Genomic DNA, 15,494 nt, shown 5'->3' with positions numbered 1-15,494 from the left:
GACGCAGACACTTGTCTGCGTCGTTAGTTCATCTCTCCTTACTTCAATATTCTTCCGAATAGTTAGTATATGCGCCAATGAATGGATGAATGCACCAAATACTAAAGGCATAAAACCAATGGCTTGGTGGAAGAAACTGGCGTCTCAATCATGAGAAAAATGACGAATACCGGGCTGTATTCTGATTCGCCGATTGCGCCATTCGTGCTGCAGGCATAACTTATTAGCTATTCAAATTATTCTGAAATGGCTGGGTATGGATACATGTAACGGGCTCGCTCCAAACGGGCGGCTCAGCGTGGGCGATATTTCACCAGATACAGGCCGGGTGAAATATCAGTTTAAACGTGAACAAATATTAGATGCTGACCGGAAACAACTGGCCAGCGAAGTATTACTCTCCTGCGCTCCGGGGTGTGGTTGCAGCCAGGACGGGCCGGACTGGTTTAATAAGCGCTTTACACTTCAGGTCACCCTGCAGCAACTTAACTATCTGTCTTCTTACCATTCCGGAAGAAATGACGGTCTGGAGTGCTTTATTAATATTGAGCGAAACCTGCTGTGTGAAGGGCAACTCATCAGCCGTCTGACGGGCTTGTCTGAGGTGCTGGCTGACGCAGGCCAGACGCTGGTCGTGGAAGTGACCGAACGCCGCCACTGTGATGAGTGCAGGGAGCTGTACCGGGGGCTGGATAAACTTAAGCAGGCCGGAGTCGGGCTGGCACTGGATGATTACGATCCCGCGTTTGATTTTCGCCGCCCTGAGCTTAAAGCCGGGCTGTATGATTATGTAAAGGTTGATAACCCTTATTTCAATCTGTTGAGCGGCACACAGGAGACCGAGCGCTGGAAGGATAAGATCTGCAGCCTTGAACAGAGGCTGGATGCCCGCTGGATCGTGGAGCGCGTAGACTCCTTTGAATCTTTCAGCGAGCTTCAGAAGCTGCCATTCTGGGGTTACCAGGGATATTTGTTTGCTTAATTAATCTTTCTGTAACGGCATGCCGTTTTAACGGGAAGCCGTGGCAGTACTGTCCGGGCGTTTGCGTGTAATACCCCTCAGTCGTCCGGCGATGCCGGGCAGCAGTGATGCGGCCACCATCCCAGCCATCAGGCCGTACTGAGCCAGGCTGTAGCTTTCATTTACGAGCCATACCCCACAAATTACACCCGCCAGCGGATTAGCGATACCGCTGAAAGTAAACTCCACGATACTCATTCTTTGCAACAGCCAGACGTACAACCCATAAGCAAAAGCTGTGTTGAACAGGATAAGCCAGCCCAGCCCGGCCAGATTCAGTGGGGTGATGTTTGTCAGCGCCTGCTGGTATGCGGCAGGCACAGTCAGCGCCTGAATCAGCGCCGCAATGCCAAGCAGCGCCCCGCCAATGATCAGCTGCCAGGTCAGCACGCTCCACCAGTGCAGTTTCTGAGAATGTTTTTGAGTCAGGTGAGAGCCGGTGATGATACACAGTATTGCCAGCAGCATGGCCAGCAGACCGGTGGCACTGAGAGAGAGTGCTCCCGGATCAAACAGCAGGTATGCCAGCGCAATTACAGCTGCGCCTGACAGGAACTGAATGATGTTAGGCCGCCTGCGGGCTACAATCCACTGAAATCCCATGGCAAAGACCGGAACCGAGACCATGCCCACACCGGATATAGCGGAAGGGAGCGTCGCTGCCATGACAAAAATCATCGCAAAGAACAGCCCGATGTTGATTGCTCCGGTCTGAAACAGGCCTGGCCAGTTGTGTTCTCGTGGCAGGCACGGGCGAACGGCCAGCAGTAGCAGCCCGGCTGGCAGGGCGCGCAGGCAGCCAAGCAGCAGTGGTGGCCAGCCTGGCAGGGTAAACTGGGTAACGGCATAGGTTGTGCCCCACAGAAAAGCGGGCAGCATAGCGAGCAGTATGTTCATTAAAAGAATCTTGACGTAAAGAGAGTTTGCTACTGTACGACTCTCCTCTGTCTGTGTAAAGTATCTTTACATGAAGATTTATCCGCTTTGATATTGAATAGTTGATGGACGCATACGATAAAATTATTGCCCAGTGGGCCAAAGAAAAGCCGGAGCTCAATACGGATGCCATGGCGTTGTTTGGGCGTTTGTTTCAGGTGACCCGCCAACTGGAGACGGCGATGGCTGAGTGCCATAAACAGTATGGACTAAAAATGGGTGAGTTTGATGTACTGGCCACCCTGCTGCGATCCGGTGAACCGTGGGAGCTTACTCCGGGTGATCTGATCAATTCGCTTTTTTTGACTTCCGGTGCGATGACCAATCGACTCGATAAACTGGAATCCAAAGGACTGATTGAACGCAGACACAGTACACAGGATCGTCGCAGTGTGATGGTTTGCCTGACTTCGCAGGGTCAAATGCTTATCAATGAAGCGATGGAAGCGCATGTTGCCTGTCAGAGGGCTCTGACTAAACCGCTCAGTGGACAGCTTAATCAGCTCGACCTGGTGATGAAAACCTGGTATCAGGCGCTGGTTAAATCGCCTTAGAGGGGGATAAAACGATGTTTTTTCTTCGAATATGAGAAAATAACGGCAATCTCAGTCAAAATCACAAGAAAGTGATATACAAGCACGTCAAACTGCCGTACAGTAACTGTGCCCTGAATTCAGAGCTATTTAATCGACGACTGACTCTGGAAGTTATTCTCGAAACCAACTGTACAGTTTGTTTTAAGAATTGAAGCATTCAAGATTACGTTCCTTTTAAGTAATTTGAAATTAGGCATAGTAAACGTGCATTGAATGCACCTGATACATAAAGAAAGATTTAGGAAATACCCATGTCTAAGACAACTGGCACAGTAAAATGGTTTAACGAAGAGAAAGGTTTCGGCTTCATCACTCAAGAAAACGGCGGTGCAGACGTATTTGTTCACTTCCGTGCTATCAAAGGTGACGGCTTCCGCACTCTGAAAGAAGGTCAGAAAGTTGCGTTTGAAGTTGAGCAAGGCCAGAAAGGTCCTCAGGCTGCTGAAGTAGAACTGCTGTAAGCTTCGCTGTGCTAAAGACTTCAAACAGCCCCGCTATATGCGGGGCTGTTTTTTTTCTGTTTCTTTTTACTTTCACTTAATCCTTTTGCTCTCAGCTCTTGTGTCCTCAGGGTTTTAAAGCCAGTTTGGAACCATCAAACTTGAGGCAACTGAGCAGCTTTTTCACCCCTTCCAGTCCCTTTTCATCAAACATCACGCCATAGCGGGCCTGATGCTGCGAACGCTGCAGGTTGCAGATTTTGCCTGTCATTACCGGGATATCCAGCGGTTCACGTGTTCGTTCGGTGATTTGAAGCCGGACCAGGTCTTCTACCTGAAAACTGCGGATCAGCGGTGAAGTGATGACGCGGCAACCGCCTTTGGACAGATCGCGGATTTCCGCTTCGATTTTTTGATCATTCCAGATCACCTGAGCCGACAGGGCCACATCGTATCTTGGTTCTTTGCGAAGCTGCAGCACTTTGATCGTTGAAGGGATGGAAATCATCAGCAGCGGAACGGGCTCATGCAGAACGTGCATGATCTGGCTGCGGAAATAAAGAAGGGCACCTTCTCCGCGCGGTGAGATGGCCCGTATATTGAGCCAGAATCCTTCCTGCAGGAAGTAACCTTTGTCTTCTTCAGACATTTGCGGCAGTTCGAGAAGGATCAGGTCACTGCCGTGGGTGCCGATAAAGCTGGTAGTTCCCTGAAACTTGATCCCGACTGGCGTGGTGATATTGATGGTCACTTCGCTGGAGTGAGTCACCATAGCGAGCGCATCGGCGCTTCTCATGATGCTCTCAGTGCCTTTCAGGGCATGATGGTCAATTTTGTCTTTTACTTTCTGTACTGCATTGCCTGCTGCCATGACGTCCTCAAAAAGATCGCTTTATAGTGTTGAATTAATTGTAAGCTCAACAGTATAACTTCAGATATTTTGATTATAGTCACCTATGCAAGAAATGTGATAGGTATCAGTTAGCCAAGGGTCAGTTTGTTGCCGTCAAAGCTCATTGCTGCCAGCAGATCTGCGGCGGCTTTATGACTGTCTGTTTCGAATTCCAGCCCGTACCGGTAGCCGCTGTAGTTTTTGCTGCTGTTTTTTATCACCCCTTTAAGTACCGGTATCACTTCTGTTTTGTGACTGGCTGAATTCAGGGTGACTTCCAGCTGTTCCCCAACGCTTATCTGTCGGGATAGCAGGGAGACTTCCACCTGACAGCCGAACCTGGACAGGTCAGTCATACGGCCTTTCAGGTTCTGTCCGGGGGAGCTTAGCGTGAGATTAATGCTGGTATCAAAACGGGGCGCGACGCGAACTTCGCTCCTGTTCATTGAGGTCGGCAGGGAAAGCACAACCATCGGCAGTGGCTCAGTCATGACATGGGCGATCTGAGAGCGGAACTGAAGTACCGAGCCTTTGCCACGGCCGGTAAAGATCTTCATCCGTACCCAGTAACCTTCGGTGACAAATGGCTTCATATCCCGGCTTTTGAGATCCGGCACTTCAACCAGCAACAGGCGCTCAGAATGAAAACCAATGGTTTTGCAGCGAATGGTGATTTGTCCGCCAACCGGTGGAGTAATGGTCATGACAGCGCTGCAGGTGTTGGCAATAAGGGGGGCCGCTTCTGTACTCGGGATATCTGAGGAGCCGGCGCAGGTGAGTTTCTTATGGCGGAACGCGGTCATGTACAAGCCTTGTCTGAACGGGGTAAACTTTACGGAAGACGACCATTTACATAAAACCTGTCAGTCATTGTCTAGTGAATAATCTGACTTCCTGGCCGACAGGATACCTCTCTTTTTTATGAAAATAAATCAATCTGTTAATGAATTTAAGCCCACCAGTGAAAAGCTGCTTGCACAGGTATGGGGTGGTTATGGTGAAGTGAAGCGACTGTGGTTTGATGACGCTTCTCTGTCACAGGCCGTGTTAAAGCATCTCCGCCTGCCTCAACCGGAAAATCACCCCAGAGGCTGGTGTACTTCCCGTGGTCATCAGCGAAAACTGGATTCATTTCAGGTTGAGCTCAACTGGTACCAGAATTTCAGTCATGCCCATAAGGAGCAGTGTATTTGTCCTCAGGGGCTGGCTGTAGAGCAGGACGAACAGCACATTTCATTGCTGATGTCTGACCTTTCTGCCCAGGGGCTGAATGTGGTTTGTGACAGCGCCGACTGGCCTCAGTGGAGTCTTTGCCTCGAATGGCTTGCGCAGTTTCATGCCCGTTATCTTGGCGAACCGGGGGAGGGGTTATGGGCGACCGGCGGGTACTGGCACCTGGCAACCCGTCCGGATGAGTATCAGAAAATGGCTGAAGGCAGATTGCGTGATAATGCCGGGCGAATCGACGGGCTGCTTCGAAATGCCCGTTACCAGACCCTGATTCATGGTGATGCGAAACTGGCGAACTTTTGCTTTGCTGAAGATTTTAGTCAGGCAGGGGCGGTGGACTTCCAGTGGACCGGAAAAGGGCCGGGTATTCTGGATGTGATGCTGTTTGTCAGTAGTTGCGTGCCAATGGATAAAGCGGCAGAGCTGGAGCCGGCGCTGCTCAATACCTATTTTGAAGCACTGGACGCCGCGCTGGCAAAGTATCAGCCTCAGGCGCCGCGCACACAGATCATTAATGAGTGGCGGGCGCTGTACTCTGTTGCCTGGGCGGATTTTTGCCGCTTTTTGCTGGGCTGGTCTCCGCAGCACTGGAAGCTGTGTGATTACTCTCTGGCACTGGCGGAGCAGGCAATCTCATCTATGGATTAGCAGATTTACCCGGTTACATTTCTTCCCAGCCAGGCTGCGCCGCGAATACCGCTGCTGTCGCCAAACCGGGCTTTCTCAAACCGGACGCGGGCCTGCTCTGAAAACACGTATTTTGCAGTTGCCTGCGGCAGATCGTCGTACAGGGTGTCAACGTTGGACAGGCCGCCACCTAGGACGATGACATCCGGGTCAAGCACGTTCACAATGGAAGCAAAGCTGCGCGCCATCTGATCAATCATGGTGTGATAGATCCTGCTGTCCTCATGCTTTCCTGCCTGTGCGTCACGAATGATGTCTGCGGCCGGTTTGTCTGTGCCACAGGCGACTTTGTAACTCTCCTGCAGGCCACTGCCGGAAATAAAGCGTTCGATACAGTTACTGCGGCCGCAATAGCACTTACGTGCCGGGCCATCGGTTTCTTCACAGTAACCTGGCAGCGGGTTATGGCCCCATTCACCACACACCGCATTGGGCCCGACCAGAGCCTGTTTGTTCACCACAATGCCGCCCCCGCAGCCTGTACCGAGAATGGCACCAAAGACGACAGCGCCATCTTTACCACTGCCATCGACGGCTTCAGAAAGGGCAAAACAGTTGGCATCGTTGGCAATAAATATGTCGCGGGCGAGCATTGCTTTCAGGTCGTTCAGCAGATCCCGGCCATTCAAAAACGTCGCGTTGGCGTTCTTCATCAGCCCGGTTTGAGGGCAGATGGTACCGGGCAGTCCGATGCCAACCGGCGGGTGTGCTTCGGCATGGTCGTCAACCATGGCAACCAGCTCTGCAATCGTTCGCAAAAACTCGTCGTATTGTTTTGGGGTAGCGACGCGGTGTTTAAACAGCTCTTCGCCGTGATGACTCAGCAGGCATACTTCGGTTTTGGTCCCGCCTATATCAAATCCTGTCAGCATGGGGTACTCCGTTTGGTCCGGATAACTGGTTTAATGTGCAGATATGGTAACCAAATTCACCCGCGGGCACTGGTTTCAGCCGACAATTTTACAATTTAACGCTTTGTATCTTCGCGGGATATTGTCACAGCCGCTTTGCACTGGCATGCTTGGCGTGAAGTTCAATACAGGGTATCAATAGTTTGAAAGAGAATATTGTAAAAACAGAGCGTCAGTCGATCAGTGTCGGGATTGGTGCCAACCTGGTGATGGCCCTGAGTGGCTGGTCAGTGTTCTATCTTTCCGGCTCTCAGGCGCTGCTTCTGGACGGAAACATGTCGTTTATTCTGTTTTTATCGTCTATCGTGGCGCTCAAGATTGCAGGAATTAAGAGTCAGCGTTCTGATACATTTCCGTTCGGTCTTTATGTGACAGAAGCGCTCTACTCCCTGATGAAAGGCCTGCTGTTGTTGGGTGTGATCATTTCAGCAGTGACCGGTAATGGTTCCAAAATATTCCAGTATCTGGAAGGGGCACAACTGACGATGATCAAAACAGGACCGATCATCTATTACGCGATCGCTATGGTGGCGATTTGCTGGGGTCTGTCTGCGTTTTATCACTTCCAGAATAAGCGCATCAATATGGGCAGCTCGATGCTAAAGGTGGATCAGAAAGCATCGTTTATTGATGGCGTGCTTTCGGCTTCAACCGGCGCGGTACTGGTGGTGATTGGTTATGTTCCTCAGGGATCATCGTTTGATTTTCTGCTTTATATCGGTGATGCCATTTTGGTGGTGGTGTTGGCTGTGAGCATGATAGGTCAGCCGATTTCAATCATTAAGGAGGCGTTTGTAGAACTGGCTGGCGGTAAGCTGCAAAATGAAGAGCTGCATGCGGGTATCGAAGAGAAAGTGGCGGGTTATATGCAGGCGCATCAGCTTGAGTATGCTTCACTGAATATCAGTAAAACCGGTTCAGCTTATCTGGTGATCGTCGGTATGGCTGCAGAGCAACTGACCGGCGCTTCAGGCAGTGCGGTACTGGACGCGAAGCGTGCGCTGCATCAGGATCTGAATGCTGAACTGAGCTATGTGGATGTCGAAGTCGTACTGGTATAAGCCGGAATGATCCGGCTCAACTCTTATTAACTCACCTGAGATTACAGCATCATAGTCGCCATGGCCGGTCCTGCGGTTTTCAGCAGCAGGAATCCGGTCAGGGTGACCACCAGGCCACCTGCCAGTTTCAGCCAGATAACAGGGCGACGGATACGATGCTCCTCAGAGTCCTTGTCATCACTCATTACTGCTTTCTTACCTGCCAGTGCCAGCAACGCGATCACCGATGTGGTGAGGCAGGTGCCCACCGCCATCAGCAGTGCACTGATTACGCCTGCATAATAGAGCCCGGCCATATTGGCAAACAGCAGTACCATGATTGCACCGGTACACGGCCTTAGCCCAATAGCCAGGATGAGACCGGTGATTTCCCGGATACCTGAGTCTGTTGATGCTGTTTGCTGTTGAGTTCCAGCCTTTATCAGGGCCCGCACGGCTTTATAAGTGATGGTTACCCCCAGCAAGAATACACAGAAATAGCTGATCCTGATTGCCACTTCAGCCTGGGCGTGCACTTCGCGCATGGACGCGGTAAATGCGAGCAAAAGAACGCTGACCAGCGCAATGGCAACGATAGCCTGAAGCAGAGACGAGGCAATGGTGATCGCCAGGCTGGTTTTGACCCTGGCCTGCTGGGTAGTCAGGTAGGTGGCCACAATCACTTTACCGTGACCGGGTCCGAGTGAATGCAGTACGCCGTAGATAAAGCTGACCATCGCAAAGCTCGCCATTGCCTTAGGCTGATTTTCCTGAATGTCGTACAGAAGATCGCTCAGCTGGCCGTTTAAATCCCGCTGAAGGGAAATAGCCTGGAGTAAAAGCTGTGGCCAGTAATGCCACAGCAGTGCAGCACATGCCAGTGCGGGCAGAAGAAGCCAGCGTGATTTCAGGCGGGATGAAGTTTTCAGTACGATTTCACTCATGGCTGACGGCAATCCACAAAAGCATGTTGGGTAAACAGCTGGCCGAGTGCGTTGTCAGGGTCAGCATCCTGCGGGAGGGACAAGGCATAGGCCATCTGCTCGGCGGTTGGATTGGGTTCTGCCAGTTTCAGTTGGCACTGGTTTTTAACCGGTCCGCTCAGGGTCAGTGACTGGTGCGTCTTCCAGCTCATGTCCACGTAGTAACTTGGCTCAAAAATCATCAGTTTCAGATTTTGATCTTTGTATGATTTGGGTTTAGCCAGCGGCAGTTCAAAGTACAGGGTAAGCTTACCGCGCTTCTGGGTCAGGCTGGCATCCATCACCTGCTTATACCGAATAGGCTCATCACCATCATAGAAGTAGGTGAAGTAGTGCTCATATAGCATGTTATCCATTACTGACATCGCCAGATTTTTCATTGTGGTTTGCCTGGCTTGTGGGGAGAGGTCTTCTCCGTCGAGCATGTAGGCGGAGGTCATGGCGTCGAATGTCCATTCCATGGCAAAGCCGGTGATGGCGTCTTCATTACTCAGAATGCGGGTATTGAGTTCAATCCATGAGTGGGGGTGGGCTGACAGTTGCAGTGGTGTCAGCAGGCAAAGCAATGCCCAAACAGTGTATTTCACAATGATTTCGTTACCAGAAAAAACAGGCAGGCAGTATAAGCAACCCGGACCGGGAACACTAATTCATCGCAGTGATACGGTATACGGCTTCCGGCCTGAAATGTCGCATGCGGGTGGCTTTGGAAACATTTTGAGAATGAGCTAAATCTTTGAGTTGACTCGCAACTATTTGCTGTCTTCTTCTGGCATTACACCGGCTTGTTTACACTGGCTGATATTGATGTGGTGAATGATGGGTGTTTATGTTGTCTCAGCAAAGGGTGTTACAAGTTGTTGATTTGATTGAATCACGTTTACCTGAGGGATGGGGGCTGGAAGCACTGGCCGCAGAGGTTGGGGCGTCGAAGTCTCATTTACAACGTGAGTTCAAGGCCGCAACCGGACTTTCTATTGGTCATTATTCCCGGTTGAGAAAGCTCGGATATGCGGCAACGGAGCTGGCGACCACTCATAAACGCATTCTGGATGTAGCACTTGACTGTGAGTTCGAGTCCCAGGAGGCATTTACCCGGGCATTCAAGCGGGTGCATGGCATCTCTCCCAAGCATCTTAAACTCAAACCAGGCTGGGCACGAAATATCAGCATTCATCCGCTAAGCCAGGGATTTCTGGATATGCATCGCCATTTTTCTGAGGTTTTGCCGTATAAGGTGATTTTCCCTGATACCACTTTCTATGGTTTGTCAGAGCATTTCAGTCCGATCAGGGCGGGCAGTGAGCCATTTATGACCCAGTTGCATGCCCTGTGGGACCGGTTTCTGTCTCAGATAACTGAGCACGACAGCTGGCACAATTACTACAGCATTGAGCCGGTAGACCGCTGCTCGGTTCAGCGGGAGCGTTTTGTCCTGATGGTGGGGCGTACCAGTTCGTTTGATCCTGACGAAGAATCACTCTACTTCATGCCCGGAAGGGAGATGACGGTGTTTCGCCTGCCATCGCCGGATGTGGTTCCGGCTTTTATTGAGTATTTGTGGACGGTGTATGTGCCGGAAAATGGTCTTCACTCTCTCAGTCCGCCTATTTTGTGGCAGATGGATATGGACGGAAATCTGTACTGTTTTCTGTCATTTGAGAAATGTGGCCCGGTTGATCTGCCGGATTCAGTGCTCTGCGTTCGTCCGGTTTCCAGGGCTCGCTCAGTGATAAGAGCCGCGCCATATCAGATCCCCGACACCTACCACGGCCTTAATCACCGGATTGCGAACGTCCTGCATCAGTGGGAAGAACAGTATCAGCAAAAAGCGGACATTGTGATAGGTTGCCTGCGTGAAGGCAGTCAGGATCATGAGCATCAGTGTCACTTCATCCCTGATGATGGTACTGGCGATGAGTGTGCAGTTGGAGCGGGTGAGTATGTTCAGGCCGAGTTGTTGGGCAATCAGGAAGAACTGGCAGCAGCACTGGAGTACATCCATTACCACTATTTCACCACTTCGCCTTACTATCCGTCACTGGGGCTGGAATGGTATACCGGGATTGAGAAAGTTGAAGATACTTATCGTATGACTGTTCTGATCCCGGTGAAAAAGAGATAAGAACGCGCCGTTCAGCGGGCTATGGCCGGTTATTAATTCGCGGATACCTGAAAAGCGAGATATGCCGGGTTGAGTCTTCGGTCAGATCAAAGGCGACCATCTCAAATCCCGGCGGGCCCTGAAGCAGAGGATTGTTGGAAAAGCCCAGCGGCTCAGTTGGCATCCCGAGCCTGGTAATGCTGAGCAGGCCATTATTATCATGATCCTGGTAAGACATGATGGCGTATTTTCCTGCCGGTACGTCTTTAATCACAATGTCCTTTACTTCCGCGGGGCTGAAAGCCTGGGAGAGCAGCTGTGGTGTGCCCATCAGCGCTTCGCTTTCGTTAAAAACCATCACCCATACCTTGCCTCCATTGAGCTTCACGTTATCGATCTGCACAGTCAGGGTGTGATGGCCCGCCGGGACATCGCTGCACCCGGCAAGGATTAAAGCAAACAGAAGGGTAAGGTACTTCATTCAGGCTTCCCTTGGGATCAGTGGAGTCCGGTTTTGCCACAGGCTGTGCAGCCAGGCCGGGAACCAGAGTGTGGCCGCGCATCCCAGTACCGCGATCTCGTACCAGGCTTCATGCTGGGCGTAAAACAGGGGTGGGGCAGCAAAAAAGATCAGCAGTGTCTGCCAGGCAAATACCTGCAGCGAGTGCTGACCGACGGTAGTGAAAAACGGCAGTCTGAACAGATTGGGCAGGATGCGCAGCACGGCTCCCAACAGGTATGCCCACAGCAGCAGACTGCTCAGTCTCAGCCAGCCAAGTTCAGGCTTATCCGCATACTGATACAAAACACCCTGGTTAATGCCCTGAGCGGCAAAAGCGTTGTGGTGGGCAGCCATCAGCAATCCCGCCACGACGGCCACAGTGGCCGTAAGCCAGGGGGATGGATACCAGTTAACCGGTTGATGTCGCTGATAATAACCAATAGTGACGCCAATGCTGAAAATCAGCTGCCAGGCGAAGAAATCAAAGTAACCAAACGATGGAATGAGTTCTTCACTGAAAAGATGAAAGAAGGGCGCAGCCATATCTGTTGTGATCATACCGCTGGCACTCCACATCGCAGCAGACATTGCCAGAACCTGCCACCACAGGCCACGGCGCAGCCCTGCCAGGATCAGTGGCAGGGTAAGCATCAGCAGAATATAGAGCGGCAGGATATCAAAGTAGGCAGGCTGGTTAAGCAGAAACGCAGACAGCCACAGGCTGTGCCAGAACTCATAGAAATAGTTGGTGCTGATATAGAGAGCGAACTGTTCGTAAACGGGATTTTGCAGGTAGAGCGTCGCCATATATATCGCAACGATGACAAGGGTGATGATGTGATAACGCCAGATGGTCCAGGCGCGTGCCCACGCTTTGTTCCGCGCCTGCACTTCAGATAATTTGTCTGAGCTGTAAACGATGCCGGCAATCAGACCGGATATGAAGATAAACCCTTCAGCTGCACCTACCTGGCCTAAAGGCTGCAGGGTAAACAGCTGAATGGGATTGTATCCGGATGAGATCCAAATCAGGTGGTTGATGGTCATCATCACCAGTAATATACCCCGAATTCCATCCAGTGAAGCGTTTCGTTTCATATATCCTCCATTCCTTTGTGACCATCATAATTCACAGTGGAAATTAAGATCTGACCGAAAGTGCTCTTTATGAAAGGAGGAAATAAACATTTGGAAAGTTTGCTGTTTTTCACTGAGCCAGGATCCGGGACAATTGTACTCAGCTCCTGAGAGATATCATCTCTGCCCCCAACAGGAAGTAAACAGCCCGCCATTACAAAGGCGGGCTGTTATATTCAGGTTTGCTACCAGAAAGTTTCTTTCTGGCTGGTCTGAAGCGGATTTAATTTTGATCTGTAACAGCTTCACTGACTGCCGTTTCTTTTTTTTCTGCTGCCGGAGCATCATCAGCGGGCAGTTTGTACATTGGCTGATAGTCTGCGATATGGCCGGAATCGAAACCGCGGCGGCTTTTGCCTATCAGGAAAACCAGCAATGGCAGGGAGCAGAGCCCAAGATATAGCGGCTCCTGTGTTTTCATATACATGAGTACACCAGCCACCAGACCGGATAAGGCGATAACGCTGACCACGGTAACCAGTACAATTCGTTTTAAGTTCATAAGTAACATTAATCCTCAGCCCGCATCCCGGCCATTGCTTTCTGCCGTGCGTTGCTCAGCTCCCTGAGTTGAAGTTCCGGTTGAAAGTAAACCAAATTTTGACGAACTTATCAGTATCTCGATTTGATAACTCAAGCACGCTTCTCAAAAACACATCTTTGCCCCCTTTATTCTTCATTTACTGAATGAACAGGTATTGCAGAACGTTTGTGTAAACGTATTTCAATTATCTGCTGCTCTACTTGAGATGATCCGGATATGGGTTTGCGCTCTTGGTGCTGTGTCAGTGATAAAATTCTGTGGAAACGTTTACACTATGGCGATTCGATCACAGTTTTCTCTCCGGGATCATTGCTAATATGCTCGCAACGTTAATGAGCAAAGATAAACCGGAGGGGTTGTGAAAGTTCTGGTAACCGGCGGAATGGGCTATATCGGCAGCCATACCTGTGTACAGATGGCAGCAGCGGGGCTTACCCCTGTGATCATCGATAACCTGTGTAACAGCAAGTCAGCGGTACTTGAGCGCATTGAGGCGCTGACCGGAATCTGCCCTGATTTTTATGAGGGCGATATTCGCGATGAAGCGCTGCTTGATTCGATTTTTGCGGAACACGACATCAGTTCAGTGATCCATTTCGCCGGCCTTAAAGCCGTCGGCGAATCTGTGCAAAAGCCAGTTGAGTACTACGAGAACAATGTGTATGGCACGTTGACTTTGGTTAAAGCGATGCGCAGAGCAGGGGTAAAAAGTCTGGTATTCAGCTCTTCGGCGACGGTTTATGGCGACCCGGCTGAAGTGCCGATCACCGAAGACTCACCAACCGGTGCGACGACTAACCCATACGGGCGCAGCAAATACATGGTTGAGCAGTGCCTGTCCGATCTGCTCGCAGCAGAGCCGGAGTGGAGCGTTACTCTGCTGCGCTATTTCAACCCGGTTGGCGCTCACCCGTCCGGCACTATGGGTGAAGACCCGCAGGGCATCCCAAATAACCTGATGCCATTTATCGCTCAGGTAGCGGTAGGCCGCCGCGAAAAGCTGTCGGTATTTGGTGATGATTACTCTACGCCGGACGGTACCGGTGTCCGTGATTACATTCATGTAATGGACCTGGCCGATGGCCATATTGCCGCGCTGAAGCATGTTGGTGAAAAAGCGGGGTTACACATTTATAACCTGGGTACCGGCAAAGGCAGCAGCGTACTTGAAATGGCAGAAGCCTTTGGCGAAGCCTGCGGAAAACCGGTGCCTTATGAAATCTGTCCGCGACGCCCGGGTGATATTGCCGAGTGCTGGGCGGCGACAGCAAAAGCTGAGCAGGAGCTGGGATGGAAAGCGCATCGCAGCGTAGAGGAAATGAGCAGTGATACCTGGCGCTGGCAGTCTGCCAACCCAAATGGTTATCAGGAATAATTAGTCAGAGAGTAAAGAGATGTCTGAAATGAAGTTTAACCCGACCGATCACCCACATCGTCGTTATAACCCTCTTACCGGACAGTGGATTCTGGTATCACCTCATCGTGCCAAACGTCCATGGAGCGGCCAGGATGAAAAGCCGGCCACGGAAGCCCTGCCGGTTTACGACGAAAACTGTTTCCTGTGTGCGGGTAATACCCGGGTTTCCGGCGATAAGAACCCTGACTATAAGGGCACTTATGTGTTTGGCAACGACTTTGTCGCACTGATGCCGGATACGCCAGACGCGCCTGAGAGCGACAACCCATTGTTTCGTACTCAGGGTGTACGTGGCCTGAGCCGGGTGATTTGTTTCTCCCCGGATCACAGCCAGACGCTGCCTGAGCTGCCGGTTGAAAAAATCCGCGGTGTTATTGATACCTGGGATGAGCAGATCGAGGATTTGGGGAAGGAATACCTTTGGGTTCAGGCGTTTGAAAACAAGGGTGAAACCATGGGCTGTTCTCAGCCGCACCCGCATGGTCAGATCTGGGCCAACAGCTTCCTGCCTAACGAGATTGAACGTAAAGATAAGTTGCTGAAAGAGTACTGCCAGCAGCAGGGCAGTAATCTGCTGGTGGATTATGTTCAGGCAGAGCTCAAAGACGGTGAGCGCATCGTAGTGGAAACCGAGCACTGGGTGGCGGTGGTTCCATACTGGGCGGCGTGGCCGTTTGAAACCATGTTGCTTCCAAAAACGCATATCCGCCGTATGAGTGAGCTGAGCGACGCGCAACGCGACGACCTTGCGGTGGCGATTAAAAAGCTGACCAGCCGTTATGACAACCTGTTCCAGTGTTCTTTCCCTTACTCAATGGGCTGGCACTATGCGCCGTTCTTTGAACAGGGAACCGATATTGACCACTGGCAATTGCACGCACTTTTCTATCCACCACTGCTGCGCTCAGCAACCGTGCGCAAGTTTATGGTGGGTTATGAAATGCTGGCAGAAAGTCAGCGTGACCTTACCGCGGAGCAGGCCGCAGGCCGTCTTCGCGAACTGAGCGATATTCATTACAAACAACAATAACAGTCCGGCGCGCTCATGCATCTT

At 51.1% G+C, this 15,494-nt stretch carries 17 protein-coding genes; 8 read left to right on the top strand and 9 right to left on the bottom strand.

The genetic code is table 11. The features are described 5' to 3' along the window. Positions 1 to 256 precede the first annotated feature (256 nt). Positions 257 to 982, top strand: coding sequence for an EAL domain-containing protein (locus tag ACVB80_RS01570; protein WP_481079500.1), 726 nt, complete (start codon positions 257 to 259; stop codon positions 980 to 982). A 27-nt stretch (positions 983 to 1,009) separates the two neighbouring features. Here the strand turns inward: ACVB80_RS01570 and ACVB80_RS01565 are convergent, their stop codons facing one another. Next, positions 1,010 to 1,918, bottom strand: coding sequence for a DMT family transporter (locus ACVB80_RS01565; RefSeq protein ID WP_481079499.1), 909 nt, complete (start codon positions 1,916 to 1,918; stop codon positions 1,010 to 1,012). Between the two features lie 104 nt (positions 1,919 to 2,022). Here ACVB80_RS01565 and ACVB80_RS01560 point away from each other — a divergent pair, with 104 nt between their 5' ends. Both ACVB80_RS01560 and cspE read left to right on the top strand, forming a co-directional pair. After that, the gene (locus ACVB80_RS01560) at positions 2,023 to 2,511 is read left to right on the top strand and encodes a MarR family winged helix-turn-helix transcriptional regulator (RefSeq protein ID WP_481079498.1); all 489 of its coding nucleotides are present in this window, start codon (positions 2,023 to 2,025) and stop codon (positions 2,509 to 2,511) included. A gap of 293 nt (positions 2,512 to 2,804) precedes the next feature. Next, positions 2,805 to 3,014 (top strand): transcription antiterminator/RNA stability regulator CspE, encoded by a 210-nt coding sequence (gene cspE / locus ACVB80_RS01555; protein ID WP_481079497.1) that lies wholly within the window; start codon positions 2,805 to 2,807, stop codon positions 3,012 to 3,014. Positions 3,015 to 3,120: 106 nt separating this feature from the next. On the opposite strand, the gene ACVB80_RS01550 is transcribed toward cspE, so the two are convergent. Together ACVB80_RS01550 and ACVB80_RS01545 are read right to left on the bottom strand one after the other, a co-directional pair. Then, a complete protein-coding gene (locus tag ACVB80_RS01550) occupies positions 3,121 to 3,864 on the bottom strand; it encodes a flagellar brake protein (protein ID WP_481079496.1) in 744 nt (247 codons plus the stop codon). A 110-nt stretch (positions 3,865 to 3,974) separates the two neighbouring features. Beyond that, positions 3,975 to 4,688: a PilZ domain-containing protein gene (locus ACVB80_RS01545; RefSeq protein ID WP_481079495.1), complete on the bottom strand. Its 714-nt coding sequence runs from the start codon at positions 4,686 to 4,688 to the stop codon at positions 3,975 to 3,977. Positions 4,689 to 4,806: 118 nt separating this feature from the next. Here ACVB80_RS01545 and ACVB80_RS01540 point away from each other — a divergent pair, with 118 nt between their 5' ends. Next, positions 4,807 to 5,763: a phosphotransferase gene (locus ACVB80_RS01540; protein WP_481079494.1), complete on the top strand. Its 957-nt coding sequence runs from the start codon at positions 4,807 to 4,809 to the stop codon at positions 5,761 to 5,763. 5 nt (positions 5,764 to 5,768) lie between these two features. On the opposite strand, the gene ACVB80_RS01535 is transcribed toward ACVB80_RS01540, so the two are convergent. Next, the gene (locus tag ACVB80_RS01535; RefSeq protein ID WP_481079493.1) at positions 5,769 to 6,674 is read right to left on the bottom strand and encodes an ROK family protein; all 906 of its coding nucleotides are present in this window, start codon (positions 6,672 to 6,674) and stop codon (positions 5,769 to 5,771) included. Positions 6,675 to 6,856: 182 nt separating this feature from the next. Here ACVB80_RS01535 and ACVB80_RS01530 point away from each other — a divergent pair, with 182 nt between their 5' ends. Then, positions 6,857 to 7,774 carry a cation efflux transmembrane domain-containing protein gene (locus ACVB80_RS01530; protein WP_481079492.1) on the top strand — a complete coding sequence of 306 codons (918 nt, stop codon included), beginning with the start codon at positions 6,857 to 6,859 and terminating at the stop codon, positions 7,772 to 7,774. 41 nt (positions 7,775 to 7,815) lie between these two features. On the opposite strand, the gene ACVB80_RS01525 is transcribed toward ACVB80_RS01530, so the two are convergent. Both ACVB80_RS01525 and ACVB80_RS01520 read right to left on the bottom strand, forming a co-directional pair. Continuing rightward, positions 7,816 to 8,697: a nickel/cobalt transporter gene (locus ACVB80_RS01525; protein ID WP_481079491.1), complete on the bottom strand. Its 882-nt coding sequence runs from the start codon at positions 8,695 to 8,697 to the stop codon at positions 7,816 to 7,818. Further along, positions 8,694 to 9,323, bottom strand: coding sequence for a DUF1007 family protein (locus ACVB80_RS01520; RefSeq protein WP_481079490.1), 630 nt, complete (start codon positions 9,321 to 9,323; stop codon positions 8,694 to 8,696). Before ACVB80_RS01520 ends, ACVB80_RS01525 begins: the two co-directional genes overlap by 4 nt. A 278-nt stretch (positions 9,324 to 9,601) precedes the next feature. Between ACVB80_RS01520 and ACVB80_RS01515 the strand changes: the two genes are divergently transcribed. Continuing rightward, the gene (locus tag ACVB80_RS01515; RefSeq protein WP_481079489.1) at positions 9,602 to 10,861 is read left to right on the top strand and encodes a helix-turn-helix transcriptional regulator; all 1,260 of its coding nucleotides are present in this window, start codon (positions 9,602 to 9,604) and stop codon (positions 10,859 to 10,861) included. A gap of 19 nt (positions 10,862 to 10,880) precedes the next feature. Here ACVB80_RS01515 and ACVB80_RS01510 read toward each other — a convergent pair whose 3' ends face one another. The 3 genes from ACVB80_RS01510 to ACVB80_RS01500 form a co-directional block, all read right to left on the bottom strand. Then, positions 10,881 to 11,321 carry a DUF2141 domain-containing protein gene (locus ACVB80_RS01510; RefSeq protein WP_481079488.1) on the bottom strand — a complete coding sequence of 147 codons (441 nt, stop codon included), beginning with the start codon at positions 11,319 to 11,321 and terminating at the stop codon, positions 10,881 to 10,883. Beyond that, entirely contained in the window at positions 11,322 to 12,440 is a 1,119-nt protein-coding gene (opgC, locus tag ACVB80_RS01505) for an OpgC domain-containing protein (RefSeq protein WP_481079487.1), read from the bottom strand. 262 nt (positions 12,441 to 12,702) lie between these two features. Further along, positions 12,703 to 12,981 carry a hypothetical protein gene (locus ACVB80_RS01500; RefSeq protein WP_481079486.1) on the bottom strand — a complete coding sequence of 93 codons (279 nt, stop codon included), beginning with the start codon at positions 12,979 to 12,981 and terminating at the stop codon, positions 12,703 to 12,705. A gap of 400 nt (positions 12,982 to 13,381) precedes the next feature. Here ACVB80_RS01500 and galE point away from each other — a divergent pair, with 400 nt between their 5' ends. After that, positions 13,382 to 14,398, top strand: a complete 1,017-nt coding sequence (gene galE / locus ACVB80_RS01495) for a UDP-glucose 4-epimerase GalE (RefSeq protein WP_481079485.1) — start codon at positions 13,382 to 13,384, stop codon at positions 14,396 to 14,398. A 19-nt stretch (positions 14,399 to 14,417) separates the two neighbouring features. Beyond that, complete coding sequence (locus tag ACVB80_RS01490) at positions 14,418 to 15,470, top strand: UDP-glucose--hexose-1-phosphate uridylyltransferase (RefSeq protein ID WP_481079484.1); 1,053 nt, start codon at positions 14,418 to 14,420, stop codon at positions 15,468 to 15,470. The last annotated feature ends 24 nt before the right edge of the window (positions 15,471 to 15,494 follow it).

Source organism: Vibrio sp. 9-16B-A1 (assembly GCF_056726165.1).
This window is presented reverse-complemented; position numbering and strand designations above follow the sequence as displayed.

Excerpts from the sequence above, each read along its gene's own strand:
- ACVB80_RS01570 (WP_481079500.1), top strand. The coding sequence starts at position 257 with ATGGATACATGTAACGGGCTCGCTCCAAACGGGCGGCTCAGCGTGGGC.
- ACVB80_RS01565 (WP_481079499.1), bottom strand. The coding sequence starts at position 1,918 with ATGAACATACTGCTCGCTATGCTGCCCGCTTTTCTGTGGGGCACAACC.
- ACVB80_RS01560 (WP_481079498.1), top strand. The coding sequence starts at position 2,023 with ATGGACGCATACGATAAAATTATTGCCCAGTGGGCCAAAGAAAAGCCG.
- cspE (WP_481079497.1), top strand. The coding sequence starts at position 2,805 with ATGTCTAAGACAACTGGCACAGTAAAATGGTTTAACGAAGAGAAAGGT.
- ACVB80_RS01550 (WP_481079496.1), bottom strand. The coding sequence starts at position 3,864 with ATGGCAGCAGGCAATGCAGTACAGAAAGTAAAAGACAAAATTGACCAT.
- ACVB80_RS01545 (WP_481079495.1), bottom strand. The coding sequence starts at position 4,688 with ATGACCGCGTTCCGCCATAAGAAACTCACCTGCGCCGGCTCCTCAGAT.
- ACVB80_RS01540 (WP_481079494.1), top strand. The coding sequence starts at position 4,807 with ATGAAAATAAATCAATCTGTTAATGAATTTAAGCCCACCAGTGAAAAG.
- ACVB80_RS01535 (WP_481079493.1), bottom strand. The coding sequence starts at position 6,674 with ATGCTGACAGGATTTGATATAGGCGGGACCAAAACCGAAGTATGCCTG.
- ACVB80_RS01525 (WP_481079491.1), bottom strand. The coding sequence starts at position 8,697 with ATGAGTGAAATCGTACTGAAAACTTCATCCCGCCTGAAATCACGCTGG.
- ACVB80_RS01510 (WP_481079488.1), bottom strand. The coding sequence starts at position 11,321 with ATGAAGTACCTTACCCTTCTGTTTGCTTTAATCCTTGCCGGGTGCAGC.
- opgC (WP_481079487.1), bottom strand. The coding sequence starts at position 12,440 with ATGAAACGAAACGCTTCACTGGATGGAATTCGGGGTATATTACTGGTG.
- ACVB80_RS01500 (WP_481079486.1), bottom strand. The coding sequence starts at position 12,981 with ATGAACTTAAAACGAATTGTACTGGTTACCGTGGTCAGCGTTATCGCC.
- ACVB80_RS01490 (WP_481079484.1), top strand. The coding sequence starts at position 14,418 with ATGTCTGAAATGAAGTTTAACCCGACCGATCACCCACATCGTCGTTAT.